We start from the raw sequence: 25,049 nt of genomic DNA, 5'->3' as shown, positions 1-25,049 counted from the left end.
TTCGTGGTCCGCAAGGACCTGGTGAAGACCGTGAAGGGTAACGCCATTGTCCCCACCTATGTGCTTGAATACCTGCTCGGCCAATATTGCGCGACCGATGACGAGGCCTCGATTGCGACAGGCATCGAGACGGTCAAGGATATCCTGCGCAAGCACTACGTCCACCGTTCCGAAGCGGGACTGGTCCAGTCGACGATCAAGGAGCGCGGCCGCTACAAGGTCATCGATCAGGTCAGTGTGGCCCTGAACGAAAAGACGGATTCATATGAGGCGGTGTTCGAAAACCTCGGGATCAAGCGGGTCGCGATCGACAGCGCCACGGTCAAGGCGCATCCAAAACTGCTGGTAACGGGTATCTGGTGCATCGCCGATGTGCAGTACGAGTTTTCGGAAGACAGCCGGATTTCCCCCTGGATCATCGACACGCTGAAGCCGATCCAGATCGCCCGCGTCGACTATGACGGCTATCGCGAAACGCGTGACAAGTTCACCACCGAGGAATGGATCGATCTGTTGATGCAGAGCATCGGCTTTGATCCATCCCTGTTCGGGCGCAGGTCAAAGCTTTTGCAGTTGCTGCGCCTGATTCCCTTCGTGGAGCGCAACTACAACCTCATCGAGCTTGGTCCCAAGGGAACGGGCAAGTCGCATATCTATTCCGAGTTTTCGCCCCATGGCCAGCTGATCTCTGGCGGCGAAGTCACGGTTCCCAAGCTTTTTGTGAACAACTCCAATGGGCGGATTGGGTTGGTCGGCTATTGGGACGTCGTGGCCTTTGATGAGTTTGCAGGTCGTGAGAAGACGGCCAACAAAGCGCTCGTCGACATCATGAAGAACTACATGGCGAACAAGCAGTTTTCGCGCGGTGTAAATCCGATGGGCGCCGAGGCCAGCTTCGCCTTCGTCGGCAACACCGACCATAATGTCCCATGGATGCTGAAAAATACCGACCTGTTCGAGGCTCTGCCGCGGCAGTTTCACGACAGCGCCTTTATCGATCGGTTGCACGCCTATTTGCCCGGATGGGAGGTCGATATCATCCGGGGCGAGATGTTCACATCGGGCTATGGATTCATCGTCGACTATCTGGCCGAAATCCTGCGACATCTGCGTGCCGAGGACTTCTCGCACCGGCCGGATCGGTTCTTCACCGTTCCCGTTCAGACCCACATCCGAGATCGTGCGGCGATCAACAAAACCATGTCAGGCTTGCTGAAGCTGATCTTCCCGAATGGTGGCGAGACAGAAGCCGAAGTTGAAGAGCTGCTGCGGTTTGCGATTGAATGCCGCAAGCGGGTGAAGGACCAGCTCCTGCGGATCGACAGCACGTTCGAGGACGCGGACTTCCATTACATCGCCTCGGATGGCTCAAAGCGCGCTGTCACCACCCTGGAGGAAGAGGAGTTTCCCCAGTTCTACCATCGGCGATCGACTGGCGGTGGGGATGACAGTAGGGGGCAATCTGCGACCACGCCGGATGCCGCGCATCGGTCCTCAACGCCAGCCACTTCTGAAACACCCGTTGTTGCCGTCGCCTCGGCGTCTGTTCCCATGCCTGGACATGTCGTTTTTGCTGAAAACCGCAAGGGCATCAGTTTCGACAAGATTTTTGGTCCGTGGACGGATGGTGCGACCAGGATCATTATCACCGATCCTTATATCCGGAAGTTCCATCAGGCGCGCAACGTAATGGAACTGATCGAGATGCTGATTCGGCGCAAACAGCCCGAGGATCAGGTCGCAGTGCATCTCGTCACCGCTCCCGACGATGGGAACGTTCAAGAGCAGCGGGAATGCCTGGACGGGATTGCCGAGGCCTGTACAGGCACGGGCGTTGATTTCACCTGGGCGTTTGATGGGAGTGGAACGCTCCATGCCCGCGACATCACGACCGACACCGGATGGAAGATGGTTCTGGATCGTGGGCTGGATATTTTCCAGCCGACCCCCCGGAAGATGAACGGTTTTTCGTTAGGTGAGCGGATGCAAGAACATCGCATGATCCGCAGTTTTTATCTGACTTACGTAGAGATCTCAAAGGCTTGAACCAGCTGAGTGGAATTGGTGCCGGACCGGCTTTCTGCCAGCTGAAATTAAAACCGTGGATTCTCCGAGCGGTTAGATATCCAGTGGTAACGAAATAGCGGGCCATCCACAGCCAGAAAAAAATCTGCGGCCGAACGTTCACAGTGTGTCGGTCTCTCACCCAACACTGAGGCATTCGATTGTCCGTTATCCCGCTTTCGCGGTTGTGAAGCTGCCGTGTCGGATGTTCAACATTGCGGACATCCCGATCGGCTCAGACGAGCCTCTGTTTTCAGATGGGCACTATCAGCCGGCGACGGGACGCCGGACGAAGAACCACCGTTGCCGACCCGAAGTGCGGGGTCTTGATGCCTGCGGCTCCCACAATCGCCAGGGCCAACCCGCCATCCCAGTGAGCATTGAGGTGGGCGTATTGATTTCGCCGGTTTTGACGGTACTTTATCGGGGCAGGAGCTTCGAGGTCTGAGATGCATGCCTCGGTGCCAGACGACCGATAGACGCCGATAGTTCACAGAATTTTTTTCTTCCCGAGATTCCAAAAAAACCGAGGAAAATCAAAAGGATAGCTATTTGACGGCCTCGGTCACGGCGCTGAGGCCGGAAAAGAAGATTTCCTGCAGGAAAATCAATTACTTATGGTGGAAAAAATATTAGAGTGGGAATGAGGTCAGCGCCTTAGTCGTGATGAACGAATGAAACGGAGGGTCATTGCCCTCCGTTTTTTTGTGCCTTGCACTCAGAAGTCGAAGGACTGTTGCGCGGGTGACGCCTCTACCGAGGGCAGACCTTCCAGCTCCAGCATGCGTTGCTTGGACACTGTGCCGCCCGGTGCGGAGAAGCCCCCGAGCTTTCCGCCAGCGGCGAGCACACGATGACAGGGGAGGATCAGCGGGATCGGGTTCTTCGCCATGGCCTGACCGATGGTCCAGGCGCCGGCCGGGCCGAGATCGAGCTCACCGGCAAGCGCGCCATAGGTCGTGGCTTTGCCCCAGCCAAGACGACGGGTGGCGTCGTAGATCCGCCGATAGAGATCCGTCTGGCCCGAAAGGTCGAGAACCAGATCGGAGAAATCGGCTTCATCTCCGACGAAATACGTCCTGACGCGCTCGATCACCTGCCCGATCCAGACCGATGGCTCTGCCTCAATCGCTGAGGGAAGACGCCGCCGCATGGCGCCTCGGGTCTCCTCTGCGGCCTCCCCCGGCAGGCGGAAGCCGGCAATGCCATTCCCGGCCCATGCCATGGCGCAAAAGCCCCTGGCCGTTTCGAAGACTGCATAGTGATGCGTGGTCGACATGATTTGCATTCCGCTGATGACGTGAGGCTGCCGAATGTCCCTGCAGGCGCAATGCCTCAAAATGGCGATCTTCCAGGCCGCGATCAACCCGTTTTCTGCCGACGCCAAATTGCGCTCCGGCTTGCCAGGCGCGCTTGCCTGTTGCTATCCGTCGAGCACGGAACAGGAGACATGCGGCATGACCACCATCTACGGCATCAAGAACTGCGACACGATGAAGAAGGCGCGCACCTGGCTCGAGAGCCAAGGCGTGGCGCATGACTTCCACGACTACAAGGCCAAGGGCATCGACGCGTCGACGCTCGACGGTTGGATCGGCAAGGTCGGCTGGGAAGTGCTGCTCAACAAGGCCGGTACGACCTTCAAGAAGCTCGACGACGACAAGAAGGAAGGTCTCGATGCGCAGAAGGCCAAGACGCTGATGCTGGAGCAGCCGTCGATGATCAAGCGACCTGTGCTCGACGTGGATGGCGCGCTCGTCGTCGGCTTCAAGCCCGAAACCTATCAGCAGACCTTCAAGGGCTGAGCCCATGGCGAAGACCACTCGCGCCACGCAATTTCTCGACAAGGCCGGCGTGACCTACACCACCGCGACCTATGACTACGACCCGAATGCCGAGCGCATCGGTCTGCAGGCGGCAGAGGCGATCGGCGAACATCCATCGCGCGTATTGAAGACGTTGATGGCCGAACTCGACGGCAAGCCGGTCTGCGTCGTGGTGCCCTCCGACAAGGAGGTGTCAATGAAGAAGCTGGCGAGCGCGTTTGGTGGCAAGTCGGCGGCGATGATGAAGCCAGCCAATGCCGAAAAGCTCACCGGGTTCGTCGTTGGCGGCATCAGCCCCTTCGGTCAGAAGAAACTGGTGCCGACGGCCATCGAGACATCCGCCATGGATGAGGCGCTGGTCTAAATGAATGGCGGGCAGCGCGGGTTGCAGGTGCGGCTCTCGCCGAGGGATGCGCTTGCCGCGCTGGGCGCAATTGCAGCACCGCTGGTGGCCTGACCTTTGCCGGCGGTCTGGACTTCACCATATTTGCGCTTAAGTCTGACTGACATCTTCACCACAGGAATGCCCCCATGACCCTCCCCGATCTCTCCGCCTCCATCGACCCGCAAAAACTCGACAAGCTCGCCGCGGTGGCGATCAAGGTCGGACTGCAGTTGCAAGAGGGCCAGGATCTGGTGCTGACGGCCCCGCTTGTCGCCCTGCCGCTGGTGCGGCTGATCACGGCGCATGCCTACCAGGCGGGCGCCGCGACGGTCACGACCTTCTATTCGGACGAAGAGACAACCCTCGCGCGTTATCGCCATGGACATGACGAAAGCTTCGACCGCGCGCCGAACTGGCTCTATGACGGTATGGCCAAGGCCTATGAGAACGGTGCGGCGCGTCTTGCGATTGCCGGCGACAATCCGCTGCTTCTGTCGCAGGAAGACCCTGCCAAGGTCGGCCGCGCCAACAAGGCGACCTCGATCGCCTACAAGCCGGCGCTGGAGCATATCTCCAATTTCGACATCAACTGGAATATCTGCTCCTATCCGAACCCGTCCTGGGCAAAGCTCGTCTTCCCCGACATGCCGATCGAGGAGGCCGTGCGCAAGCTGGCGGACGCGATCTTCGCTGCGTCCCGCGTCGATCGCGACGATCCGATCGCCGCCTGGGCAGCGCATAATGCCGAACTGAGGACGCGGTCGACCTGGCTGAACGGCGAGCGCTTTGCAGCTCTTCACTTTACCGGTCCCGGCACCGACCTGACGGTCGGCCTTGCGGACGGCCATGAATGGCATGGCGGCGCCTCGACGGCGAAGAACGGCGTGACCTGCAACCCGAACATTCCGACGGAGGAGGTCTTCACCACGCCGCATGCGCTGAAGGTGGAGGGCCATGTCTCCTCGACCAAGCCACTCAGCCACCAGGGCACGCTGATCGACGACATCCAGGTGCGGTTCGAAGGCGGACGAATTGTAGAGGCAAAGGCCTCGAAGGGCGAGGCCGTGCTCAACAAGGTGCTCGACACCGACGAAGGCGCGCGGCGGCTGGGCGAAGTGGCGCTGGTGCCGCATTCCTCGCCGATCTCAGCGTCCGGGGTCTTGTTCTACAACACGCTGTTCGACGAGAACGCCTCCTGCCACATCGCGCTTGGCCAATGCTATTCGAAGTGCTTCCTCGACGGCGCCTCGCTCAGCCAGGATCAGATCAAGGCGCAAGGCGGCAATTCCTCGCTGATCCATATCGACTGGATGATTGGCTCGGACAAGGTGGACATCGACGGTATACTCGCCGACGGCTCCAAGGTGCCGGTCATGCGCCGTGGCGAATGGGCCTGACGCCTTCCTTGCATCCCCGACAAACAGAAAACCCCGTCCTGCTGCCAGGGCGGGGTTTTGTTTCAGCGCTCCGGATCGCTCAGCGGTAGTAGACGATCTTGCCGCCATTGAACGCCGTCTGCACCCAGAGCACATTGTGCGGGGCGATGCCGCGGACTTCGAGGGCGGCCGACAGGCTCGGATCTTCGGCCACCACAGCCTGGGCAAGTGCCAGACTGTTGCCGGTCGGGTAGATGGCCTGCTGCGGGTAGGTATGGCGTTCGAAGCTGCCACGATCGACACGGATCGCGGTGACATTGCCGTTATACTGCTTGCCGAAGAGGATATCGCGGGGTGTCCAGCCGCCGGCTTCGACATAGGTCGCGGCCTGGGCTGAAACGCCGCCGACAGTGGCCGCAGCAAGGGCTGCGGCAAGAACGAGTTTCTTCATCATGGTCATGCTCCGTTTGACCGGATGCTTGGGAGCACATCCGGCTTCTGGCGCAGATGTGGCGACGATGAAGATAGTTGTCCAGTATCATCACATGAGGTTGATCGATTGTGCGCAATCTATTTTCATGTGGTAACGGCCACCGGCTGTTGCGGTGGCCTGTCTTCACGGATGAGGCGCATGGCTCTCATCCAATGGCTGGCGATCAGCTCTGGCGCGCCTTGCGGGCGGCGTAGCGACGGTCGCGTTCGGCCTTGCGGGCGGCTTCGTCTTCGACAACGCGGCTGATGCGCGAAGCTTCAGCCTGTTCGCGGGCGTCCTTCTCGGCGTTGGCCTCGGCAATCAAGGCTTCTTCGCGTTCGCGGGCTTCCTGTTCGGCACGGATTTTTTCCTCGGCCTTCAGGCGGTCGCGTTCGGCATGGCGCCTTTCGCGTTCTTCAGCGCGGGCAGCGCGCTCGGCCATGCGGGCCTCGCGTTCGGGGTCGGCTGCGGCATGGGCCGCCTTATAGGCCTCAAGCAAAGCTGCCTTGGCGTCGGTTGCTGTCGTGCGGCGTTCGGCCAGGCCATGATCTCTACTGAATTTCATCGGTACTCCGATCTTTGAATTGTGGTCAGGTTCGCGCGCGCTTGGCGACCAGTGCGGCCGTTGCGCTTTCGCGTGCTTCGCGTTCGCGCGTCAGGCGCGCCTCGCGCAGGCGGATGGTCTTTTCATCGCGCGCCGAGGTAATCGCGTCCTGCTCTTCGATCGCGCGACCGCGAGCGAGAAACTGGGACTGTGTCTTCGCAAAGGCGATTTCTGCAGTCTGGCGCGACTTGGTGAGTTGCTCGGTCATGTCGTCTCCTTTCAGGAGGCTTGCCCGCTGGAGCAATAAAAAAAGGCCAGGCAAACCGCCTGACCTTCCGTGGGATCGTGCTTTCGACAGTGCCAGTACATCCGTGGTCAAAGGAAAGCGGATCCCGGATCTATTAGGCGGCCTGCAGGTTGCAAGCCGACATCTTGCCCGACTTGTTGTCGCGCTCCATGTCGTAAGCCAGCTTCTGACCTTCGACGATTTCGCGCATGCCGGACCGTTCAACGGCCGAGATGTGAACGAAGGCGTCCGGGCCGCCATTGTCAGGCTGAATGAAGCCGAAGCCCTTGGTGGAATTGAACCATTTTACTGTGCCAGTGGTCATGATGAACCCTTTCATAGCGCATAGAGTGCCGCAGCGCGGATGCGCTGTGGAGGTAACGATTTTTGAAAGGAAGGTTCGACAGGGCGCGGGCTGTTCCGCGCGATAACCAAAGCTTAGCAAGCAACAATCGATACCGGATAGATAGAGGCTATCCTAGTGAAAGTCAACCATCGGTTTTTCGCTCCGGGGGCTCCTCAATCAAAGGTGTAAATCTGGATATTGCAACCCACGGCGTCCTTGCCGCCCTAAATGCTGGCAAAGGCAGCCCTGACCTTCGCCAGGAAAGTCTCCCGTTTTGCCTCCGTCGCGCGGTCCATGTCGTGGATCTCGAGCATGCGGAAATCGACGCTCTTGGCGCAGAAAGCCGCCACGCCGCGCTTCAGGATGCGCTTCACCGGATTGCCCATGTAGAGATGGACCACCCACCAGGGGGAGCCGGTCGACGTGACCACCCAGAACGTGCGGATATGGGTCATCAGCGGAACGATCCGACCACCCGCCTTGTCGTGCTCGAAGGCGATGCCCGGCACGAATACGCGGTCAATGAAACCCTTCATGATCGCCGGAAGATTGAACCACCATTGCGGAAAGACGAGGACGAGACCGTCTGCCGCTTTCAGCCGCTGCACGAGGACCGAGGCCTCGGTCGGCTGACAGTTCGGCTCCATGTAGGCGGCGCGTTCAGCCGCTGTCAGGCGTGGGTCGAAATCCTCGGCATAGAGATCGAGCAGGTCGACCGTGTAGCCTTTCGCCTGCAGCGTTTCGACGACAAGCCGGGCGGCGGAGGCCGCGAAGCTTTCCGGCAGCGGATGGGCCAGAACGACGAGGAAATGCCGGGCGGCCATCAGAAGAGGCTGCCCTGCCCCGCCGGCGGCTCGCTCTTGCGGACGGCTCTCGACACGGACGCGGCGCGCGCCGGCTGCGGAGCCGATGGTTCCGGCGGCCCCACCCCTTCGCCGGCCATCGCGGCCACCCGGCCATCAGCGAATTCGATCGCGATTGCCTGACCATGCGACAGTCCATCCGCACGCGAGACCGGGCGGTCATTCTCGTCGCGGATCACGGCATATCCGCGGGCGAGCACATTCTTGTAGGAGAGAGACTGGAGGACGCGATCCTGCGAGACCAGTGCCTGGCGGGCGCGGCGCAGGTCATTGACGACGGCACTATCGGCCCGACGGCCGAGGCTTTCCAGCCGGTCCCTGGAACGCTCCGTCATCGCCTTCAGGCGCCCCGGAACCGCCGTCAGCGTCGCGTCAAATCGCCCGAGACGCGCCTTGTTGCGCTCGATCAGACGCTCGATGACACGTTCGGCACGCACCGCGCTTTCAGATAGCTTCTGCTTACGCTCGATCAGCCGGCGAACGAGCATGTCGGGCGACAGCTTGGACGCCGCGCGCTCGAAACTGCGGCGCTTGTTCATTGTATTGAGTTCGAGACTTCGCCCGAGGCCGGCAGCGGCCTCATCGAAGCGGCGGCGCGGCAGCGCCAGCAACTGGTCAAGCGAGGGCAATGCCCGCACCAGACTGCGCAGGTTCTGACGGCGAGTGTCCATCTGCCGGTTCATCGAGCCCGAAAGCCGTGCGGAAAGCGTCGCCACCTGAGCCTCCAGATCGGCCTTCACAGGCACGGCCATTTCGGCAGCGCCTGTCGGCGTCGGCGCGCGCATATCGGCGGCATAGTCGATCAGCGTCCAATCGGTCTCGTGGCCGACAGCCGAGATCAGCGGGATTGCGCTGGCCGCCGCCGCCCGTACCACCGCCTCGTCGTTGAAGCTCCAGAGATCTTCGAGGCTGCCGCCGCCGCGCGCCACGATCAGCACGTCCGGCCGCGGGATCGGCCCACCAGGCTCGAAGGCATTGAAGCCATGGATGGCATTCGCCACCTCGTCGCCGGAGCCCTCACCCTGAACCTTGACTGGCCAGACGAGAACATGGACGGGGAAGCGATCCGAAATCCGGTGCAGGATGTCGCGGATGACGGCCCCGGTCGGTGACGTCACCACGCCGATCACCTTCGGCAGGAAGGGCAAGAGCTGCTTGCGTGCGGGATCAAACAGACCTTCCGCCGTGAAGCGCCGCTTGCGCTCCTCGATCAGGGCCATCAGGGCACCGGCACCGGCCGGCTCCAACTGTTCGATGACGATCTGGTATTTCGAAGAACCGGGGAAGGTCGTCACCTTACCAGTGGCAATCACTTCCATGCCCTCTTCCGGCCGATATTTCAGCTTTGAGAAGGAGCCCTTCCAGACCACCGCATCGATGCGGGCCTTGTCGTCTTTCAACGAGAAATAGGCATGACCCGAGGAATGCGGCCCACGATAGCCGGAGATTTCACCGCGCACGCGAACATGATCGAATGAGGTTTCGATGGTGCGCTTGATCGAGCCCGAAAGTTCCGAAACGGAGAACTCGGTGAGGTTCGTCGGCGAATCGCTGTCGAAGAAATTGCTCATGCTCCTTTCCTAGCGGAAAACTTCGGGCAGATCAGCCCGCTCGCGCGGGAGATCCCGTGCTTTCCGTCAAGGAAGCTCGACACGGTAGATCTGCAGGCCCGAGGGGCCACCGATCGGGACCGGTCGCAGATAGCCGGGCACTTTTCCAGCCAGCAGCTGCGCATAAAGTCCGTCCGTCTTCATTGCGGCCATGACCTGGGTCTGGGCAAATGTCGGGCAGAAGACGAGATAGTCGACGCCCGAACCGCGCAGGAAGGCGGCGGCCTCTTCGGGTTCGGCGAGACCGATGTGGATTTCGGTCAGCATGCCACCCTGGTTGCGGTGATAGGGCCCGGACAAGGTTCTATGATGCGTGAAGCGAAGAATTTCAGGACCGAAGTCGGATGCCGCCGCCACGGTGCCTTTGGGCAGGCCGGCAAGCGCGGCGAAACCTGCCGGGGCTTCGCAGGTCGGGCCGCCTTCGCTCGACGTCGCGGCAGAGCCGCCCGCCATAAATTTCATCCGGTTGGTGACACCCGCCGTACCCTCGACGGCCAGCACCCCGAACAGGGCCCAGGCGCTGGGCACCGAGAGAAACGCAGTCAGCGCGAAAAGCAGACCGATGCCCAGCTGATCAGGCGCGTTGCGGGCCTTGCGCCGGAGCTCGGCGATGAGCAGGGCGAGTGGCGGGATGGCCAGCAGATTGGCAAAGATCGCTCCTCGCACCTGGACGAGCGCAATGGCAAAACAGACCCCGACGAGCGCCAGAATGATCGCGTGGGCGCGAGGACGATCGGCATTGACGATTCGGAAGAGGCAGACGCAGATGGCGAAAAAGCCGACAGCATAGAAAGCGCCAAAGGCCGAGGGGTCCTTTTCGGCCTGGGCCAGTACGGACTGTGCCTCGACCACGCCGGAGAGCCAGAGCGACTGGAGGAGCGGGTCGAGCTCGTCCAGCGGATTTTGGAGGCATTGTGGAGCGATGGTCACCGCACCGATGCCCACGAGCACGCCGGTCACGGCGATCGCCAGGACCCGCAACCGGACGTCCTGCATGCCGGGCAGCTGGGTCGCGATGAAGAGTGCTGCGGAGCCGATGCCGACCACGGCATAAAAGCCGAGCGAGAGACTGTCGCAGGTGACGACGTCATACTGTGCCGGGGGAACGGTCGCGAAGAAAAGTGCGGAAAGGCTGATCAGCAAGGTCAGCGAAAAGGCGCGCGCCGCTCGTGCGTAGGCCGGACCTTCCACCGCCCAGAGAATGCCGACTGTAGCGCAGGCCACGGCAATCAGAGGGGTCGTTTCGGCGCCGATTGCAATTGCCATGGCAGCCGCCAGGCCGGCCAGGGCGTGACCGGACGCACCGCGGGACGGGTCGAGCAGGCCGGCGGCGATCGTTGCGACCAGAACCAGCTGGACATTGTGATGGTCAATGGAGCCGGGCAGAAACCGGTTGCTGGTGACCACGAAGACAGAGGTCAGCATCAGCGCGATGTGCATGGCGACGTCATCGCCCATGCGACGCGCGGCAACAGCCATGGCCGCCAGCAGCGGCAGGGTCAGGAGGAGGGGCCAGACAAGCAGCGCCAGGGCTTCGGCCTGTTCCAGAGGCAGGATAGGCGAGAAGAGGCTGATCAGGAGCGCGATCGGCAGATCGATCAGGCGCGACCAGTGCATCAGCGTGCCGCCATCAAGCCCAAGCCTGTATTGCGTCAGGTCGAACCAGGATTGGCCGGCGAGCAGATCCCGCACCTGGACGAGGCGCATGACGTCATCATTATCGGCGCCAACATAGTCGCTTGCCGCCGGCAGGTTGAGCAGCATCAGCATGGCCGTGGTGACGAGGCCATAGACAAGAACCCAGATGACGAGCGGACGCGGGCGGGAGAACTTTGACGCCTCCGGCAGGGTAATGTCGGCCATGCTTCGTCAAACCTCCAGGCCCGTCGGGCGCGCAAACCGAACCGACAGGCCAAAATTCAAAGACTGATCCTGGCCGAAACCTAGCCTTAACCTTCTCAAGAAATAGTAAAGCCAAGGTGGCCGCAGGCTGCCTGTCCTCCAGACGATCCAGCAGGTCCGCCATGAGCCGTCAGGCCAGTTCCCATCTCGATATCGCCGTACTCCTGCCCTGCTACAACGAGGCCGCGACGATCGGCGAGGTCGTCAGCGATTTTCGCGCGGCCCTGCCCGAGGCAAAGATCTATGTCTATGACAACAATTCAACCGACGGCACGGCGCTGAAGGCCATGCTTGCCGGCGCGACCGTCGTGCGTGAACGCCGCCAGGGCAAGGGCCATGTCGTGCGGCGCATGTTCTGCGATATCGATGCCGACATCTACATCATGGCCGATGGCGACGGGACCTATGGCCCTGCCGATGCAGAGGAACTGATCCGCACGCTCATTACCGAGCGCGCCGATATGGTGGTCGGCACCCGACGCGGCGTACATGATGATGCCGGACGCCAGGGTCATGCCTTCGGCAACCGGCTGTTCAACCAGCTCTACCGTCTGCTGTTCGGCAACGACTTCACCGACATTCTCTCAGGCTACCGCGCGTTCTCGCGCCGCTATGTGAAGAGCTTTCCGGCGATTTCAGGCGGCTTTGAAATCGAAACCGAAATGTCCGTCCACGCTTCACGGCTGCGTCTGCCGGTCATCGAACTCGAACTCGACTACGGGCGTCGTCCGGCCGGCTCAGAGTCAAAACTCTCGACATTTCGAGACGGCTTCAAAATTCTTCGCATGTTCGCACTTCTTATGAAGGAGACGCGGCCCTTCGCATTCTTTGCACTGATCGCTGTGGCTTTTCTGGCTCTCGGCATTCTTTTTGCCGCGCCTGTTGTCGTGGAGTATTTCCAGACGGGCCTCGTACCCCGGATGCCCACATGGGTCCTGTCGCTATGCCTCGTTGGCCTGAGCTTTGTGTCCTTTGCCGGCGGGGTCATCCTGGATTCGGTTGCACAGGGGCGCAACGAACTTCTTCGACTACACTATCTTTCCCTGCCCTCCATCCGTTCGCGGCACCGGTCTGAAGCGGCCGAAGGGGATGCACAGGAAAGAGATGCCGCATGAGGCGCGAGACCACCAACCGGATCCGCTTCGTCATTGAAGACATCCTCCCGCCGATCCTGCGTGATTCCAGGCTGTTCCTCTGGCTGGCCCAGCTTGTATGGGGCAAGCACATTTCAGATCTGGCCGAGTTTCGCGCTCGGGCGCCCTTTCTGACGGAAGAGGCCTATGCCGATCTTTATCGCAAGCACCCACGGGTCCATGCCGGCACGGACAATTCGGAAGCCTGCATCGAGCGGATCGTAGAAGGGGTCGAGGGCGACAGCGTGTGCGACATCGGCTGTGGCACGGGCGCGCTTCTCACGCGTATCCGTGAGCGCCACCCGCATCTGTCCCGGGTCACCGGAGTCGACTTCGTCATTGATGACGCTGCCGCCTTGCCGGGCGTCGAATATGTGGCGGCCAAGATCGAGGATCTTCCCTTTGCGGATGCAGAGTTCGATACGGTCATCTGCACGCATGTCATTGAACATGTTCTGGAATACCAGCGCGCAATCGCCGAGCTGCGGCGTATCGCCCGTAAGCGCGTGATCATCGTGGTGCCGCGTGAACGCGAGGCCCGCTACAGCTTCAACCCACACTTCAATTTTTTCCCCTACACGCACTCTTTCCTTCGCGCCATGCACCCTGTCCCGCCGCAATACACCTGCGTCGATATCGGTCGTGACATCTTCTACATGGAAAATCGCGAGGACTGAGCATGATGCAGCTTTCTACTCTGACGCTCGCGACCTGGACCGGCTTGCTGGCCACGCCCCTGCTGATCGCGTTGGGACAGGTCCTTTTCAAGCTGACGAGCCAGAGCATAGGGACATTTTCTGCAGGCAGCCTGATGATGCTTGCCATCAATCCGGTGTTCATCGCCGCCCTTGCCCTTTATGGCTTCGGAACCGTCGTCTGGATTTATGTCCTGCGCTCGGTTCCGCTGACGATTGCCTATTCCTTCATGGGGCTGACGTTCTGCTTTGTGCCCCTGCTTGCGCAGATCTTCTTCGGTGAGCCGCTGCACATGCGCTATCTGATCGGGACCCTGCTGATCCTGGCCGGGCTCGTGACAATTCATGTCTGAGCCCGGCAATCGGCGCGACTGGGCCCTTGCGCTCGGCGCCACGCTGACGGCCGACCTCCTGATCTTCCCGACAGTTTACGGGATGCTGGGAGCGCCGATACTGTCACGCTGCGTGTCGCTTCTGATCGCTTATGCGTTCTCACAAACGCTGCGCCTCGGCATCGGCCGCGGCATAACGCCCCGCGCCATCTTTCAGGTCCCCGGCCTGTGGCCGCTGCTCGCGGTCACCGTGCTGATCAATTTCGGCCTGTTCGCAATCCTCAATACGCGGGCACCCGAGATCCGGCCGCTCCTGCATCTGCTTCTGGCCTGGACGGGGTCGATGCTCTTCCTCGCCTTTGGCCTTTCAAGAATAAAGCGGCTCCGATGACCGGCGGCCGCACTTCGGCAGCCGCCCGACAATCTCCGGCTTACACCGCTTCCCAGCCATCCTTCTCGGCAGCCCGATAGATCGCGTCGATCAGCTTCTGGTTCGCCTTTGAACTTTCCAGCGTGACGACCTCACCCTTGGTGCCGGCGGCGGCCCGCGCAAAGGCTTCGGCCTCCAGCTTGTACTGGCGGCTGTCGGGGAAACGGAAGATCTGCGAGACATTGTGGCCGCGATTGGTGAGCTCGACCTCTTCGGCGCCCCAGCGATCGGCATTGAACGGCGACTTCACCTCGATAAAACCATCCGTGCCGTGGAAGACCATCAGCTGGCGATTGGCCATCTGCGTCGAGATATAGAAGTTCAGCTCAAAATCGGCGAAGTCGGCCTTGACGCTTGCATAGATGTCGGTGCCGAATTCCGGGTCACGCTCGATGGTCGACTGCACGCGGACAGGCTCCTTGTCCGTGACAAAGCGTGTGGTGATCGTCGGGTAGACGCCGATATCCGGCAGCGCGCCGCCTCCGAGCTCGGGAATGTTGCGCATGTTGCCGGGGTCGCGGTTGAAGTAGGTGAACGAGCCCTGGACCATCTTCAGCGTGCCGATGGCGCCCTCGGCGAGCAGCTCGCGCACCTTCAGCCAGACCGGTGCGTAAGTCACCATATACGCTTCTGAGATCAGCACCTTGTTGCGCTCGCGCGCTGCGATGATCTCGTCGATTTCGGAGGCCTTCAGCGCGATCGGCTTTTCGCAGAGCACGTGCTTGCCAGCATCGGCCGCCTTGATTGCCCATTCGACATGCTGTGACGTCGGCAACGGAATGTAGACGGCGTCGATGACGTCGGAGGCGAGCATTTCCTCGTAAGACCCAAAAGCATGGGGTACCGAGAAGCGGTCGGCCATCTCGCGGGCCCGGGCCAGATCGCGGCTCGCAACTGCCGTGACGACAGCATTTTCGGCATCCTGGATCGCCGGCACCACAAGCTCGCGACCGATCTTGGCCGTCGACAGAATTCCGAAACGAAGCATCTCAATTCCTCCCTGAAAATAACGGGGCGGACATTAGGCGAAGCACCGGCAGGGCGCAACGGGTTGTCAGACAATAGGCAGGCGGACATGGAGGCGTGCCTGGCTGAAAATGTCCGCTTTTCGTCCGGCTCGCGCATGGCGTCTTGCGGACCGCGATTTATGCTAGACCATATCACAACGACAGGAGACGAATATGTCCGCTCAAGACACTGCCCTCATCGTGATCGACGTTCAGGAGAGTTTTCGCCAGGCATCCTACTGGGACGCTACGGGACTGCCCGCCTATCTTTCCCGGCAGCAGGCGCTGATCGACGGGGCCAAGGCCGTCGGGATGCCGATCGTGCAGATCTTCCACGTCGACAGCGATGACAGTTTCACACTCGAAAGCGGCCTGGTACGCACGCTGGACGAGATCACGATCGCGCCCGATGTCACCTTCCACAAGGGTGTGCATTCCGCCCTGGTCGATACGGACCTGGAAGCCTGGCTGCGCGAGAGAGGCATTCGGCGCGTCATCGTCTCGGGCATCCGCACCGAGCAGTGCTGCGAGACCACAACGCGCCATGCATCGGATCTCGGTTTCGAGGTTGATTTCATCACCGAGGCGACACTGACCTTCCCGATGACGCATGCCTCAGGCAAAGTCTTCTCCGCCGAGGATATCCGCATCCGGACGGAGCTGGTGCTTGCCGGACGCTTTGCCCGGATCGCGACGGTCGAACAAGCGCTCGCACCCCTCTCCGCAGCCGCCTGAGAACCACCTCATGGACATGATCCCGGTCTTCATCCTCGTTCCGCCTGACAGCCTGCTGATCGATATTGCCGGTCCGCTGGAGGTGCTGCGTTATGCGAACCAGGAGCAGGACCGGGTCCGCTTCGACTATCGCTACATCTCGGCTGCACGACAGCAGACAACCTCGATCGGATTGGTCCTCGACGGGCTGGAGCCACTTCCAGAACGGCTGCCCGACAAGGCGATCCTCGTCCTTCCCGGAAGCCTCACCGTCGGCATCGCAGAGATTGCGCGAGACACCGAACTGAAGACGCTCACGCGCTGGCTCACCCGGTCGGTCCGGCCCGACACGCGGCTTGTGACCAATCTGCTCCGGCGCGCTGCTGGCGGCTGCCGCCGGGCTGTTGGAGGGGCATCAATGCACCACACATGCCGAATGCCTGGAGGACCTGCGGCAACTTGCACCGACGGCCAGCGTGCTGGAAAACCGCCTCTACGTCGAGGATGGCAATCGCTATTCGAGCGCCGGCATTTCCACCGGCATCGACCTCATGCTGCATCTCGTCAGCCGGCTTGCCTCGCCACAGGCAGCACTCGCTGCCGCCCGCAAGATGGTCATCTATCTCAGGCGCAGTGGCCAGGACCCGCAGATGTCCCCCTGGCTTTCGGGGCGCAACCACATCCATCCCGCCATCCACCGTGCACAGGATGCGATCATGGCCGATCCCGCGCATGACTGGTCGCTGCCGGGCTTGGCCGACATCGCGCACTTGAGCGAACGGCATCTGTCACGGCTGTTTCGCGAGCATGTCGGCCAGTCGGTCGTGGATTACGTCAACCTGATGCGGGTGACGCTTGCCCAGGAACTGCTCAAGCAAAGCAGGCTCGACATGGAAAGCCTCGCGCATCGTGCAGGTTTTGCCTCCTCCCGCCACATGCGGCGGGTCTTTTCCCAGCATCACGGCCTGTCTCCACGCGCGTTTCGCAAGACAGCGGATTGACTGGCGGCAGAACCTGGAAAGCTCCGATGGAACACCCATATGTGGGGCGAGGCACGGCGGCCCAACAGCTGAGCTTCCGACTTCTTCAATGTTTTTCTTTGCTACCTTCCACTTACGCTTGATAGCGTTGTTCCTACTCTTTCTCCCAGATCCTTTCCGAGGCTTCCCATGCAGAAACGTGCTCTTGGCCGCACCGGCCTTTCCATCGCTCCCATCGTTTTCGGTGGCAATGTCTTCGGCTGGACGGCTGACGAGAAGACCTCCTTCGCACTGCTCGATCGCTTCTTCGACGCCGGGTTCAACACCATCGATACCGCCGATGTCTATTCTGCCTGGGTCGATGGCCATGAGGGCGGGGAGAGCGAGAAGGTCATCGGCAAATGGCTGAAGCAGGGAAAGGGTCGTCGCGAAGACGCCGTCATCGTGACCAAGGTCGGCTTCGACAACAACGGCCGCAAGACCGGTCTGTCTGCCAAATGGATTGCAGAAGCGGTCGAAGGATCCCTGAAGCGGCTGGGCACTGACTATGTCGACCTCTACCTTGCCCACAAGCCGGACGCCGACACGCCGATCGGGGAGACGCTCGAGGCTTTTGCCCGCCTCAAGGATCAGGGCAAGGTCCGGGCAATCGGTTGCTCCAACTACGAAGCCGATGAGCTGCAGGCCAGCCTGGAGGCTGCCGAACGCTCGGGCCTGCCGCGCTTCGACGTGCTTCAGCCGGAATATAATCTCTACACGCGGGAGCGCTTTGAGGGCCCGCTGCGGGATCTCTGCATGGCCGAGGAGATCGGCGTCATCAGCTATTATGCGCTCGCGGCCGGCTTCCTCACCGGCAAGTATCGCAGCAAGGCCGATACGGAAGGCTCCGCGCGCTCCTATCGCGTCGGCGACTATCTCGACACGCGCGGCCTTGCGATCCTCGGTGCGCTCGACCAGGTGGCCGCAGAAACCGGCACGAGCCCGGCCACCATCGCCATTGCCTGGGTCGCAGCGAAGTCCGGCATCACCGCACCGATCGCGTCAGCCACCAGCCTGCGCCAGCTGGAGAGCCTGATTGCCGCCGGCAATCTGGACCTGACGCAAGCGCAGATCACGCGACTGGACGAGGCCGGCGCGTGACAAAGCCTGCCCCCTTCATACGGGACGCCACGGCGGCTGACGAAGCCGCCTGGCGGGGCCTTTGGGCCCAGTATCTCGCCTTCTACAAGGTCGAGCTTGCCGACGATGTCACGGCCCATACCTGGGCCCGCATTCTCGATCCATCGTCGCGCGTCGCCATGCGTGTTGCGGAGGTGAACGGCGTACTCGCTGGTTTTGCGATCCACCATTTCCACGATTCAACCTGGGTGAAGACGCCGGACTGCTATCTGGAGGATCTGTTCCTCGATGCGACCTATCGTGGCCGGGGTATCGGGCGGGCGCTGATCGACGACCTGATCGCGATCGCGACGGCCAAGGGCTGGTCGCGGCTCTACTGGCACACCGATCGGGACAATGCCACGGCCCGCAAGCTCTATGACACATACGCGCCGGAAGACGGCCATGTGCGCTACCGGCTGAAGCTTTGCTGATACCTGTCAGGCGCGCCAGCGGAAGAAATCGATGAAGGCTCGAAGTGCCGGCCGCATCTGGCGACGGCTGGAATGATAGAGCGAAAAACCGTCGAAGGGCGGGCACCAGTCGTCGAGCACGCGGATGAGCAGACCTTCGCGGATATCCGCCTCGACGCCTGTGTCGAAGAGATAGGCAAGGCCGGCCCCGTCCCGCGCGGCCTGTCGCATCAGGCCCTGGTCGGACAGGATCAGCGGACCCCGGACATTGATCGACAGAGAGCGACCAGCCTTCTCGAATTCCCACCGATAGATCGTGCCGCTCTGGAAACGCCGACGGATGCAGGCGTGCTCGGTCACGTCGCGCGGTTCGCACGGCATCGGATGCCGGGCAAAATAGTCCGGCGATCCGACAACGGACCCCCGCCACTGACCACTCATCCGCACCGCGATCATGTCCGCATCGAGATGTTCGCCGAGCCGCAAGCCAGCGTCATAACCCTTCTCGACGATATCCTCGAAGCGGTCGTCGGTAACGATGTCCAATTCTATGTCGGGATAGGCGGCGGCGAAGGCGCCGAGACGCGGCGCGACTATGCTTTGCGCCGCCAGCATCGGCATGGTGATGCGCAGGGCGCCGGCCGGACGGCCGGTGCTGTCCGACAGAGCCTCGATCGCCGAGGCGATGTCGGCGAGTGCCGGCTGCAAGGTCTCCAGAAGCCGACGCCCTTCGGCCGTCGGGGCGGCACTGCGGGTGGTGCGCGCCATCAGGCGGAGGTTCAGGCTCTCCTCCAGGGCGGAGATTGCATGACTGACCGCCGAGGGCGCGATGCCGAGTTCGGCCGCCGCCTTGCGGAAGCTGCCGTGATGGGCGACGGTGGCGAGGACGGCGAGTTGAGACAGCTGGGTTCTGTTCATTGATCGAAATGATAGAACAAGCTGATGCGATCTGCATGGATTTTCTGAAGAGCGCCGTTGCCCTAGATATCCCTTGTCAGCCCACTGCGGCTGAGTTCGCCATGAAACTCCGGAGGCCTCCATGAAGACCCGCACACTCGGCACGCTCACCACATCCGCCATCGGCCTCGGCTGCATGGGCATGAGCCATGCCTATGGCACCAATATCGACGAGGCGACGGCGCAGAGGCTGTTCGACCACGCAGTCTCGCGCGGCGTCACCTTGTTCGATACCGCTGAAGTCTATGGCCCCTTCACCAATGAAGAGCTGGTCGGCAAGGGCCTGAAACGCCATCGCGACAAGGTGGTGATCGCCACCAAGTTCGGCTTCACCGTCGGCGACGAGGCCAAGGCTGCACGTCCCTCCGGCCTCGACAGCCGGCCAGAGCATGTCCGGGCGGTGGCAGAAGCCTCACTGAAGCGGCTCGGCGTCGAGGTCATCGACCTCTTCTACCAGCACCGCGTCGACCCTGACGTCGCAATCGAGGAAACGATCGGCGCCATGGCCGACCTCGTCAGGCAAGGCAAGGTCAAGGCCCTCGGCCTTTCCGAGGCGAGTGCCGCAACGCTGCGCCGCGCGCATGCCGTTCATCCGATCTCGGCCATCCAAAGCGAATATTCGCTCTGGACCCGCGACCCGGAAACCAACGGCGTGCTCGACACCTGCCGCGAGCTCGGCATCGGCTTCGTTCCCTTCTCACCGCTCGGCCGTGGCATGCTGACGGGTGCTTTGAAGGATCTCTCCAAGCTGGGTGAAAACGACTTCCGCCGCGGCCTGCCGCGCTTCGACCAGGAGAATTTCGACGCCAATCTGGCGCTCGTCACGGCGCTGGAGACCATGGCGGCAGAGAAGCGTGTCACGCCAGGTCAATTGGCGCTGGCCTGGGTCCTTGCCCAGGGCGATTTCATCGTGCCGATCCCAGGCACGACGAAGATCGCCAATCTCGACAGCAATATCGATGCGACCGAGATCGTCCTTTCCATGGAAGACCTCGCCACGCTCTCGGCGGTCGTCTCCCCCGAAAAGGTGGCCGGCGCGCGCTACAACGAGGCCATGTCGAAAATGTCGGGGCGCTGACCGGCTGGAGCATTTCCGGTCGAAAACCGGGAATGCTCCATATGCCTTTTTTCGTCCCAGTCCGGATGCCCGCCGCTCACGCATTTTTTCCGGGCGTGCTCTCGCGAGCAAAGCGCCGGCTGGCCGCCACGCAGAGAACGACGAGCAGGGCCGTTACCAGCATCGGCGGGCTGACCTTCTCATGCAGCAGCCCCGCGGCGAGCACGAAGCCGAGAAACGGCTGCAGCAGTTGGAGCTGCCCGACCGAGGCGATGCCGCCGAGTGCCAGGCCGCGATACCAGAAGATGAAACCGATCATCATGCTGAACATCGAGACGTAAGCCAGCGCCAGCCAACCGGATGTTGAAACCGCTGCGAGATCCTCCGGCACGGTCCAGAGCGCGAGCGGCAGCACGACAGGCAGCGACAGCACCAACGCCCAGCTGATCACCTGCCAGCCACCCAGTCGGCGCGACAGGCGCGCGCCCTCGGCATAACCCAGGCCACAGGCGAGGATCGCGGCAATCATCAGCCCGGCACCGGCAATCGCCATGTCCGCCGTCGTCGATAGCGCAAAGCCGGCGACAAGGGCCGCGCCGGTCACGGAAAACATCCAGAAGATCGCAGAGGGGCGTTCGCCGGCGCGCAACACGCCGAACAGCGCCGTGCATAGCGGCAACAAGCCGATGAAGACGGTCGACTGGGCCGAACTGATGCTCTGGAGCGCGAGTGCCGTCAGAAGAGGAAAACCGACGACAACGCCGAGTGCGACGACCGCCAGCGGCAGGAGGTCGCGAAGCGCCGGCCGCTTCTCCCGCAAGCCGAGCAGCAGGGCGGCTCCCAGAAGGGCTGCGATCACCGCCCGTGCCGAGGTCAAAAAGAGCGGTGCAAAATCGGCCAGCCCCAGACGCGTTGCCGGCAGCGAACCACTGAAGATCAGTACGCCGATGAAACCGCTGGCCCAGGCTTTCCAGGAAGTCGTCATTCTCGTCTCCGTTTTCTATTCCTGCCCTATCGCGCACAAGGGCTGGCGCAGCCAGAGACGGAGCGATACAATTTGACCACACTGTACTGATGACAAAGGCCACACAGATGAACGAGCGCGTTCAACCACCGAAGCTTTCCGCGTCGCGGACCGCGCTTGTGATGGCCGACATACGCGGGCGGATCGGTTCGGGCCAACTGGCGCCCAATGACCGGCTGCCCTCGATCCGCCGGCTGGCTGTCGAGCTTTCGGTATCCCCCTCCACCGTCGTGGAGGCCTATGACCGGCTCTCTGCCGAAGGCCTGATCCGTCCCCGGCCCGGCTCCGGCTTCTTCGTCACAGAAGCCGGGCGCACGCCTGCCCCGCTTGTCCGGCTCGAACCGCCCCGCGCACCGGAAGTCGATCCGTTCTGGGTGGCGCGCCAGGCGCTCGATGCCGATCCCGGCACGTGCAAGCCCGGCTGCGGCTGGCTGCCGACGGACTGGATGCCGACGGGCCTCCTGCATGCCGGAATGCGGAACATATTGCGCAAGGAGACAAGTCTTACCACCGACTACGGTTCTTCCCGGGGCAGTGCCAGCCTCCGCCGCTTCGTCGAGACGCGGCTGCGCCAGCAGTCGATCACGCTTTCCGAAGATCAGGTGCTGCTTGCGGGATCTGCCACCCAGGCGCTCGATCTCGTCTGCCGGCTGCTGCTTCGCCCGGGCGACCGTGTCATCGTCGACGATCCCTGCTATTTCAACTTCCAGACCCTGCTCAGAGCCCATCAGGCGATCGCGGTCCCCGTGCCTTATACCGACAACGGCCCCGACATTGCCGCCTTCGAGGCCGCTGTCACGCGCGAGGCGCCGCGGCTCTATCTCACCAATTCCGGGCTACACAATCCGACAGGGGCAACACTCTCGCCGCAGGTCGCCTTCCAGTTGCTCGGCATCGTCGGCCGTTCGGACATGCTGATCGTGGAGGACGACATCTTCTCCGATTTCGAACCGGAGCCGGCGATCACGCTCGCCACACTCGACGGGCTTTCCCGGGTGATCCGCATCGGCAGCTTTTCCAAGACCATTTCGGCCTCACTGCGCACAGGCTTCATCGCCACCGATCCCGAGCGCATCCGCCTGCTCACCGACCTGCAGGTCGCGATCCAGTTCGGCGGCCCGAGCCCGGTGGCGAGCGAAGCGATCCACGGCGTGCTGTCAAGCGGCGGCTATCGCAAACATCTCGATCAGATGCAGCGGCGCCTCGACACGGCGCGGCGCGCGGTTGCCACCCGGCTCGGGGATCTCGGCATCGAACCCGTGCTCACGCCCCGTGGCGGGCCCTATCTCTGGTGTCGCATGCCCGAGGGCATCAGCTCGACGGCGCTTGCCCAGTCCGCCCTGCCCCAGGGTGTGGTCCTGGCGCCCGGCAATGTCTTCAGCCCCTCGTTGTCGGCGGACGGCTTCATGCGCTTCAATGTCGCGCATATGGGCGATGCACGGCCGTTCCGGGTGCTTGACCGGGTTCTGAAGGGAATGAGGTAGCTCAGCCGCTCGCGGCACGGCGATACGCCAAGGGCGTCGTCCCGGTGACGGTCTTGAACATCCGCGTCAGGTGGCTCTGGCTGCTAAAGCCGCAGGCCGAGGCGATCTGGGCAATCGGTTCGGGGCCGGCGAGCATGCGCCGCGCGCGGTGGATGCGCCGGTTCAGGATGAAATCATGCGGCGTGACCCCGCAGCTTGCGCGAAACATCCGTTGCAGGTGGAATTCGCTGAGATCCGCGAGTGTTGCCAGATCTCGGAGCGTGATTGTCTGGTCCAGGTTCGCCTCGATATGGTCCACCAGCCGTCGCCGCAAGACCGGCGCAAGACCGCCGCGCAGCACCGGACGCCGCGCGCCGCCATAACGCGGATCGGCAAAGAGCTGCCCGACGGCCGAGACGATGGCCTGTTCGGCCAGAAGCCTGTTGCCGCTCTGCGTCGCAGCAGCGAGCTGCACCAGCGCCTCCGCCAGGCGCGGCGCTTCGTCAAAGGTCGCCTCCGGCACGAGCATCAGCCGCGCATCGCGGTCAAAGGTCTCGGAAAAGAGGCGACGCAACTCGTCGTCGGCGACATAGAGATGCACGAACTCGAATTGCTCGGTGATCTCCCATTCGGACGACGCCCCCTGCGGCATGATGCAGAGCGCGCCCGGCCAGCCGGCAATGCTGCCGGCATCGAGCCGCCGCGTGCCGTCGCCGCCGCGCAGATAACAGCTGAAGGTGTGGCCGTCGGTCCGTTCATAGCGCATGCGGTCATGGCTGTTGCGCCAGATCGCGCTTGCCCTGCCCTGGCCGAGGTCGAGCGTCTCCCCACGCTCGGCACGGGACGAGGCGGAGAGGGAACCGAAGACGGTGGCGGTGCGCAGCATGGATAACCTTCACGAGATCGCCCGCATTCTAGCGCGCTTTGTGCGCTGCGCCATCGGCAATCGGGCAGGCATGCCCAGCATGGAAAAGAACACCGCAAGATCGTGCAAGAAGAAGGGGCTTGCTTGGCGTTACCTGCCTCCCGAAAGCGGGGCCACAGTCCATGACCAATCTTCTTCTCTTCTCCTCAACCGTCCTGATCTGGGGCACGACCTGGATCGCGATTGCGCTGCAGATCGGGCCGGTGCCGGTGCTGGTCTCGGTCTTCTACCGCTTCGCGCTTGCCGCCCTCGTGCTGGTCGGCGTCCTGGCCCTGTCCGGTCGCCTCAAGGTGCCGACGCTCAGGCAACAGCCCTTCATTCTCGTTCAGGCCTTATCGCTCTTCTGCTTCAACTTCCTCTGCTTCTATCACGCGGCAAGCTATGTGCCGTCTGGCCTCATCTCCGTCGTCTTCTCGCTTGCCACGGTCTACAATGCCGTCAATGCCCGCCTATTTTTCGGCGACAGGATCAAGCCACGCACGCTGGTCGCAGCGGGCCTCGGTGCCACCGGGCTTGCGCTGCTCTTCGGCCCTGAGATCTTCATCGCCGTCAATCCCGACAGCTGGAAGGGCATCGGGCTATCGGCGCTCGGCACGCTGTTCTTTTCCTTTGGCAACATGGCCTCGCGGCGCAACAGCGCCGCCGGCATTGCGCCTGTCACCGCCAATGCCTGGGGCATGAGCTACGGCTCGATTGCGCTTCTTGTCTTTATCGGCATGACAGGCACGCCCATCGTGCCGCCACCGGACCAGACCTATCTCGCCGCCCTCGTCTATCTCTCCGTCATCGGCTCGGTGGTGGGCTTCACCACCTATCTCATGCTGGTCTCGCGTATCGGCTCGCAAAAAGCGGCCTATGCCACCGTGCTTTTCCCCGTCGTCGCGCTGACGCTGTCCAGCCTTTACGAGGACTATCACTTCACGCCGCTCGCGATCCTGGGCCTCGCACTCACGCTGGCTGGCAATGCCGTCATGTTTGCCCGGTTGCCGCGCCGACTGACCGTGACCGCTGTCGCGCCGGCGGATCTCAAGGCGTGATCGCTGATCTTCCCGTCGCGACTGATGACGCGGTCGATTTCCCGCGTCAG

Annotated in this window: 25 protein-coding genes and 2 pseudogenes; 15 read left to right on the top strand and 12 right to left on the bottom strand. The window is 62.2% G+C overall.

Annotation, left to right across the window (positions count from 1 at the left end; all coding sequences use genetic code 11):
- Positions 1-21 precede the first annotated feature (21 nt).
- Positions 22-2,046 (top strand): BREX system Lon protease-like protein BrxL, encoded by a 2,025-nt coding sequence (gene brxL / locus QTL56_RS16900; RefSeq protein ID WP_289393306.1) that lies wholly within the window; start codon positions 22-24, stop codon positions 2,044-2,046.
- 736 nt (positions 2,047-2,782) lie between these two features.
- On the opposite strand, the gene QTL56_RS16895 is transcribed toward brxL, so the two are convergent.
- A complete protein-coding gene (locus QTL56_RS16895; protein ID WP_245135469.1) occupies positions 2,783-3,346 on the bottom strand; it encodes a methylated-DNA--[protein]-cysteine S-methyltransferase in 564 nt (187 codons plus the stop codon).
- 175 nt (positions 3,347-3,521) lie between these two features.
- Here QTL56_RS16895 and QTL56_RS16890 point away from each other — a divergent pair, with 175 nt between their 5' ends.
- The 3 genes and pseudogenes from QTL56_RS16890 to QTL56_RS16880 all read left to right on the top strand — a co-directional run bounded on the left by QTL56_RS16890 (position 3,522) and on the right by QTL56_RS16880 (position 5,672).
- On the top strand, positions 3,522-3,869 hold the full coding sequence (locus tag QTL56_RS16890) for an ArsC family reductase (protein ID WP_229573520.1): 348 nt from the start codon (positions 3,522-3,524) through the stop codon (positions 3,867-3,869).
- Between the two features lie 4 nt (positions 3,870-3,873).
- Positions 3,874-4,347: pseudogene (gene ybaK, locus QTL56_RS16885) on the top strand (Cys-tRNA(Pro) deacylase).
- A gap of 74 nt (positions 4,348-4,421) precedes the next feature.
- Positions 4,422-5,672, top strand: coding sequence for an aminopeptidase (locus QTL56_RS16880; RefSeq protein ID WP_245134291.1), 1,251 nt, complete (start codon positions 4,422-4,424; stop codon positions 5,670-5,672).
- A gap of 79 nt (positions 5,673-5,751) precedes the next feature.
- On the opposite strand, the gene QTL56_RS16875 is transcribed toward QTL56_RS16880, so the two are convergent.
- From QTL56_RS16875 to QTL56_RS16845, 7 genes are all read right to left on the bottom strand, one after another.
- Positions 5,752-6,105 (bottom strand): hypothetical protein, encoded by a 354-nt coding sequence (locus QTL56_RS16875; protein WP_245134289.1) that lies wholly within the window; start codon positions 6,103-6,105, stop codon positions 5,752-5,754.
- A gap of 202 nt (positions 6,106-6,307) precedes the next feature.
- Positions 6,308-6,688, bottom strand: coding sequence for a DUF6481 family protein (locus QTL56_RS16870; protein ID WP_229573524.1), 381 nt, complete (start codon positions 6,686-6,688; stop codon positions 6,308-6,310).
- A 25-nt stretch (positions 6,689-6,713) separates the two neighbouring features.
- Positions 6,714-6,935 carry a hypothetical protein gene (locus QTL56_RS16865; RefSeq protein ID WP_136556934.1) on the bottom strand — a complete coding sequence of 74 codons (222 nt, stop codon included), beginning with the start codon at positions 6,933-6,935 and terminating at the stop codon, positions 6,714-6,716.
- Positions 6,936-7,068: 133 nt separating this feature from the next.
- A complete protein-coding gene (locus QTL56_RS16860) occupies positions 7,069-7,278 on the bottom strand; it encodes a cold-shock protein (protein ID WP_006725042.1) in 210 nt (69 codons plus the stop codon).
- A 245-nt stretch (positions 7,279-7,523) separates the two neighbouring features.
- On the bottom strand, positions 7,524-8,123 hold the full coding sequence (locus QTL56_RS16855; RefSeq protein ID WP_245134288.1) for an NAD(P)H-dependent oxidoreductase: 600 nt from the start codon (positions 8,121-8,123) through the stop codon (positions 7,524-7,526).
- Complete coding sequence (xseA, locus tag QTL56_RS16850; protein WP_245134286.1) at positions 8,123-9,733, bottom strand: exodeoxyribonuclease VII large subunit; 1,611 nt, start codon at positions 9,731-9,733, stop codon at positions 8,123-8,125. The genes QTL56_RS16855 and xseA overlap by 1 nt, the downstream gene beginning before the upstream one ends.
- Before the next feature lie 66 nt (positions 9,734-9,799).
- Positions 9,800-11,635 carry a hypothetical protein gene (locus QTL56_RS16845; protein WP_245134284.1) on the bottom strand — a complete coding sequence of 612 codons (1,836 nt, stop codon included), beginning with the start codon at positions 11,633-11,635 and terminating at the stop codon, positions 9,800-9,802.
- Positions 11,636-11,796: 161 nt separating this feature from the next.
- Here QTL56_RS16845 and QTL56_RS16840 point away from each other — a divergent pair, with 161 nt between their 5' ends.
- Genes QTL56_RS16840 through QTL56_RS16825 form a run of 4 tightly spaced genes read left to right on the top strand, consistent with a single transcriptional unit; the run spans position 11,797 to position 14,225 of the window.
- Positions 11,797-12,789 carry a glycosyltransferase gene (locus QTL56_RS16840; protein WP_245134281.1) on the top strand — a complete coding sequence of 331 codons (993 nt, stop codon included), beginning with the start codon at positions 11,797-11,799 and terminating at the stop codon, positions 12,787-12,789.
- Positions 12,786-13,484 carry a class I SAM-dependent methyltransferase gene (locus tag QTL56_RS16835; RefSeq protein WP_245134280.1) on the top strand — a complete coding sequence of 233 codons (699 nt, stop codon included), beginning with the start codon at positions 12,786-12,788 and terminating at the stop codon, positions 13,482-13,484. Before QTL56_RS16840 ends, QTL56_RS16835 begins: the two co-directional genes overlap by 4 nt.
- 5 nt (positions 13,485-13,489) lie before the next feature.
- The gene (locus QTL56_RS16830; protein ID WP_245134278.1) at positions 13,490-13,855 is read left to right on the top strand and encodes an EamA family transporter; all 366 of its coding nucleotides are present in this window, start codon (positions 13,490-13,492) and stop codon (positions 13,853-13,855) included.
- Positions 13,848-14,225 (top strand): hypothetical protein, encoded by a 378-nt coding sequence (locus tag QTL56_RS16825; RefSeq protein WP_245134276.1) that lies wholly within the window; start codon positions 13,848-13,850, stop codon positions 14,223-14,225. Before QTL56_RS16830 ends, QTL56_RS16825 begins: the two co-directional genes overlap by 8 nt.
- A 40-nt stretch (positions 14,226-14,265) precedes the next feature.
- Here the strand turns inward: QTL56_RS16825 and QTL56_RS16820 are convergent, their stop codons facing one another.
- Positions 14,266-15,252: a Gfo/Idh/MocA family protein gene (locus QTL56_RS16820; protein WP_245134274.1), complete on the bottom strand. Its 987-nt coding sequence runs from the start codon at positions 15,250-15,252 to the stop codon at positions 14,266-14,268.
- Between the two features lie 193 nt (positions 15,253-15,445).
- Between QTL56_RS16820 and QTL56_RS16815 the strand changes: the two genes are divergently transcribed.
- The 4 genes and pseudogenes from QTL56_RS16815 (at position 15,446) to QTL56_RS16800 (ending at position 18,557) form a co-directional block, all read left to right on the top strand.
- On the top strand, positions 15,446-16,006 hold the full coding sequence (locus QTL56_RS16815) for an isochorismatase family protein (protein WP_245134272.1): 561 nt from the start codon (positions 15,446-15,448) through the stop codon (positions 16,004-16,006).
- Between the two features lie 10 nt (positions 16,007-16,016).
- Positions 16,017-16,986: pseudogene (locus QTL56_RS16810) on the top strand (GlxA family transcriptional regulator).
- 168 nt (positions 16,987-17,154) lie between these two features.
- Positions 17,155-18,105, top strand: coding sequence for an aldo/keto reductase (locus QTL56_RS16805; protein ID WP_245134269.1), 951 nt, complete (start codon positions 17,155-17,157; stop codon positions 18,103-18,105).
- Positions 18,102-18,557, top strand: coding sequence for a GNAT family N-acetyltransferase (locus QTL56_RS16800; protein WP_245134267.1), 456 nt, complete (start codon positions 18,102-18,104; stop codon positions 18,555-18,557). Before QTL56_RS16805 ends, QTL56_RS16800 begins: the two co-directional genes overlap by 4 nt.
- Positions 18,558-18,563: 6 nt before the next feature.
- On the opposite strand, the gene QTL56_RS16795 is transcribed toward QTL56_RS16800, so the two are convergent.
- Positions 18,564-19,454 (bottom strand): LysR family transcriptional regulator, encoded by an 891-nt coding sequence (locus QTL56_RS16795; RefSeq protein ID WP_245134265.1) that lies wholly within the window; start codon positions 19,452-19,454, stop codon positions 18,564-18,566.
- Positions 19,455-19,575: 121 nt separating this feature from the next.
- Between QTL56_RS16795 and QTL56_RS16790 the strand changes: the two genes are divergently transcribed.
- The gene (locus QTL56_RS16790; protein ID WP_245134263.1) at positions 19,576-20,571 is read left to right on the top strand and encodes an aldo/keto reductase; all 996 of its coding nucleotides are present in this window, start codon (positions 19,576-19,578) and stop codon (positions 20,569-20,571) included.
- Between the two features lie 76 nt (positions 20,572-20,647).
- Here QTL56_RS16790 and QTL56_RS16785 read toward each other — a convergent pair whose 3' ends face one another.
- The gene (locus tag QTL56_RS16785; protein ID WP_245134261.1) at positions 20,648-21,535 is read right to left on the bottom strand and encodes a DMT family transporter; all 888 of its coding nucleotides are present in this window, start codon (positions 21,533-21,535) and stop codon (positions 20,648-20,650) included.
- 161 nt (positions 21,536-21,696) lie between these two features.
- On the opposite strand from QTL56_RS16785, the gene QTL56_RS16780 reads away from it, so the two are divergent.
- On the top strand, positions 21,697-23,058 hold the full coding sequence (locus QTL56_RS16780; protein WP_245134259.1) for an aminotransferase-like domain-containing protein: 1,362 nt from the start codon (positions 21,697-21,699) through the stop codon (positions 23,056-23,058).
- Between the two features lies 1 nt (position 23,059).
- On the opposite strand, the gene QTL56_RS16775 is transcribed toward QTL56_RS16780, so the two are convergent.
- A complete protein-coding gene (locus tag QTL56_RS16775) occupies positions 23,060-23,923 on the bottom strand; it encodes a helix-turn-helix domain-containing protein (protein WP_502572670.1) in 864 nt (287 codons plus the stop codon).
- Between the two features lie 161 nt (positions 23,924-24,084).
- Between QTL56_RS16775 and QTL56_RS16770 the strand changes: the two genes are divergently transcribed.
- Complete coding sequence (locus QTL56_RS16770; protein WP_245134257.1) at positions 24,085-24,999, top strand: DMT family transporter; 915 nt, start codon at positions 24,085-24,087, stop codon at positions 24,997-24,999.
- The last annotated feature ends 50 nt before the right edge of the window (positions 25,000-25,049 follow it).

It is taken from the genome of Peteryoungia algae (genome assembly GCF_030369675.1).
Lineage (GTDB): Bacteria > Pseudomonadota > Alphaproteobacteria > Rhizobiales > Rhizobiaceae > Allorhizobium > Allorhizobium algae.
Note: the sequence above shows the minus strand (reverse complement) of the source record. Positions and strands in the feature narration are given on the sequence as shown.

What these genes read in the sequence shown, in the direction of transcription:
- QTL56_RS16875 (WP_245134289.1), bottom strand. Translation starts at nt 6,105, where the DNA reads ATGATGAAGAAACTCGTTCTTGCCGCAGCCCTTGCTGCGGCCACTGTC.
- QTL56_RS16825 (WP_245134276.1), top strand. Translation starts at nt 13,848, where the DNA reads ATGTCTGAGCCCGGCAATCGGCGCGACTGGGCCCTTGCGCTCGGCGCC.
- QTL56_RS16795 (WP_245134265.1), bottom strand. Translation starts at nt 19,454, where the DNA reads ATGAACAGAACCCAGCTGTCTCAACTCGCCGTCCTCGCCACCGTCGCC.
- QTL56_RS16890 (WP_229573520.1), top strand. Translation starts at nt 3,522, where the DNA reads ATGACCACCATCTACGGCATCAAGAACTGCGACACGATGAAGAAGGCG.
- QTL56_RS16820 (WP_245134274.1), bottom strand. Translation starts at nt 15,252, where the DNA reads ATGCTTCGTTTCGGAATTCTGTCGACGGCCAAGATCGGTCGCGAGCTT.
- QTL56_RS16785 (WP_245134261.1), bottom strand. Translation starts at nt 21,535, where the DNA reads ATGACGACTTCCTGGAAAGCCTGGGCCAGCGGTTTCATCGGCGTACTG.
- QTL56_RS16855 (WP_245134288.1), bottom strand. Translation starts at nt 8,123, where the DNA reads ATGGCCGCCCGGCATTTCCTCGTCGTTCTGGCCCATCCGCTGCCGGAA.
- QTL56_RS16840 (WP_245134281.1), top strand. Translation starts at nt 11,797, where the DNA reads ATGAGCCGTCAGGCCAGTTCCCATCTCGATATCGCCGTACTCCTGCCC.
- QTL56_RS16770 (WP_245134257.1), top strand. Translation starts at nt 24,085, where the DNA reads ATGACCAATCTTCTTCTCTTCTCCTCAACCGTCCTGATCTGGGGCACG.
- QTL56_RS16815 (WP_245134272.1), top strand. Translation starts at nt 15,446, where the DNA reads ATGTCCGCTCAAGACACTGCCCTCATCGTGATCGACGTTCAGGAGAGT.
- QTL56_RS16775 (WP_502572670.1), bottom strand. Translation starts at nt 23,923, where the DNA reads ATGCTGCGCACCGCCACCGTCTTCGGTTCCCTCTCCGCCTCGTCCCGT.
- QTL56_RS16805 (WP_245134269.1), top strand. Translation starts at nt 17,155, where the DNA reads ATGCAGAAACGTGCTCTTGGCCGCACCGGCCTTTCCATCGCTCCCATC.
- QTL56_RS16870 (WP_229573524.1), bottom strand. Translation starts at nt 6,688, where the DNA reads ATGAAATTCAGTAGAGATCATGGCCTGGCCGAACGCCGCACGACAGCA.
- QTL56_RS16880 (WP_245134291.1), top strand. Translation starts at nt 4,422, where the DNA reads ATGACCCTCCCCGATCTCTCCGCCTCCATCGACCCGCAAAAACTCGAC.
- xseA (WP_245134286.1), bottom strand. Translation starts at nt 9,733, where the DNA reads ATGAGCAATTTCTTCGACAGCGATTCGCCGACGAACCTCACCGAGTTC.
- QTL56_RS16830 (WP_245134278.1), top strand. Translation starts at nt 13,490, where the DNA reads ATGCAGCTTTCTACTCTGACGCTCGCGACCTGGACCGGCTTGCTGGCC.
- QTL56_RS16845 (WP_245134284.1), bottom strand. Translation starts at nt 11,635, where the DNA reads ATGGCCGACATTACCCTGCCGGAGGCGTCAAAGTTCTCCCGCCCGCGT.
- QTL56_RS16790 (WP_245134263.1), top strand. Translation starts at nt 19,576, where the DNA reads ATGAAGACCCGCACACTCGGCACGCTCACCACATCCGCCATCGGCCTC.
- QTL56_RS16835 (WP_245134280.1), top strand. Translation starts at nt 12,786, where the DNA reads ATGAGGCGCGAGACCACCAACCGGATCCGCTTCGTCATTGAAGACATC.
- QTL56_RS16860 (WP_006725042.1), bottom strand. Translation starts at nt 7,278, where the DNA reads ATGACCACTGGCACAGTAAAATGGTTCAATTCCACCAAGGGCTTCGGC.
- QTL56_RS16865 (WP_136556934.1), bottom strand. Translation starts at nt 6,935, where the DNA reads ATGACCGAGCAACTCACCAAGTCGCGCCAGACTGCAGAAATCGCCTTT.
- QTL56_RS16780 (WP_245134259.1), top strand. Translation starts at nt 21,697, where the DNA reads ATGGCCGACATACGCGGGCGGATCGGTTCGGGCCAACTGGCGCCCAAT.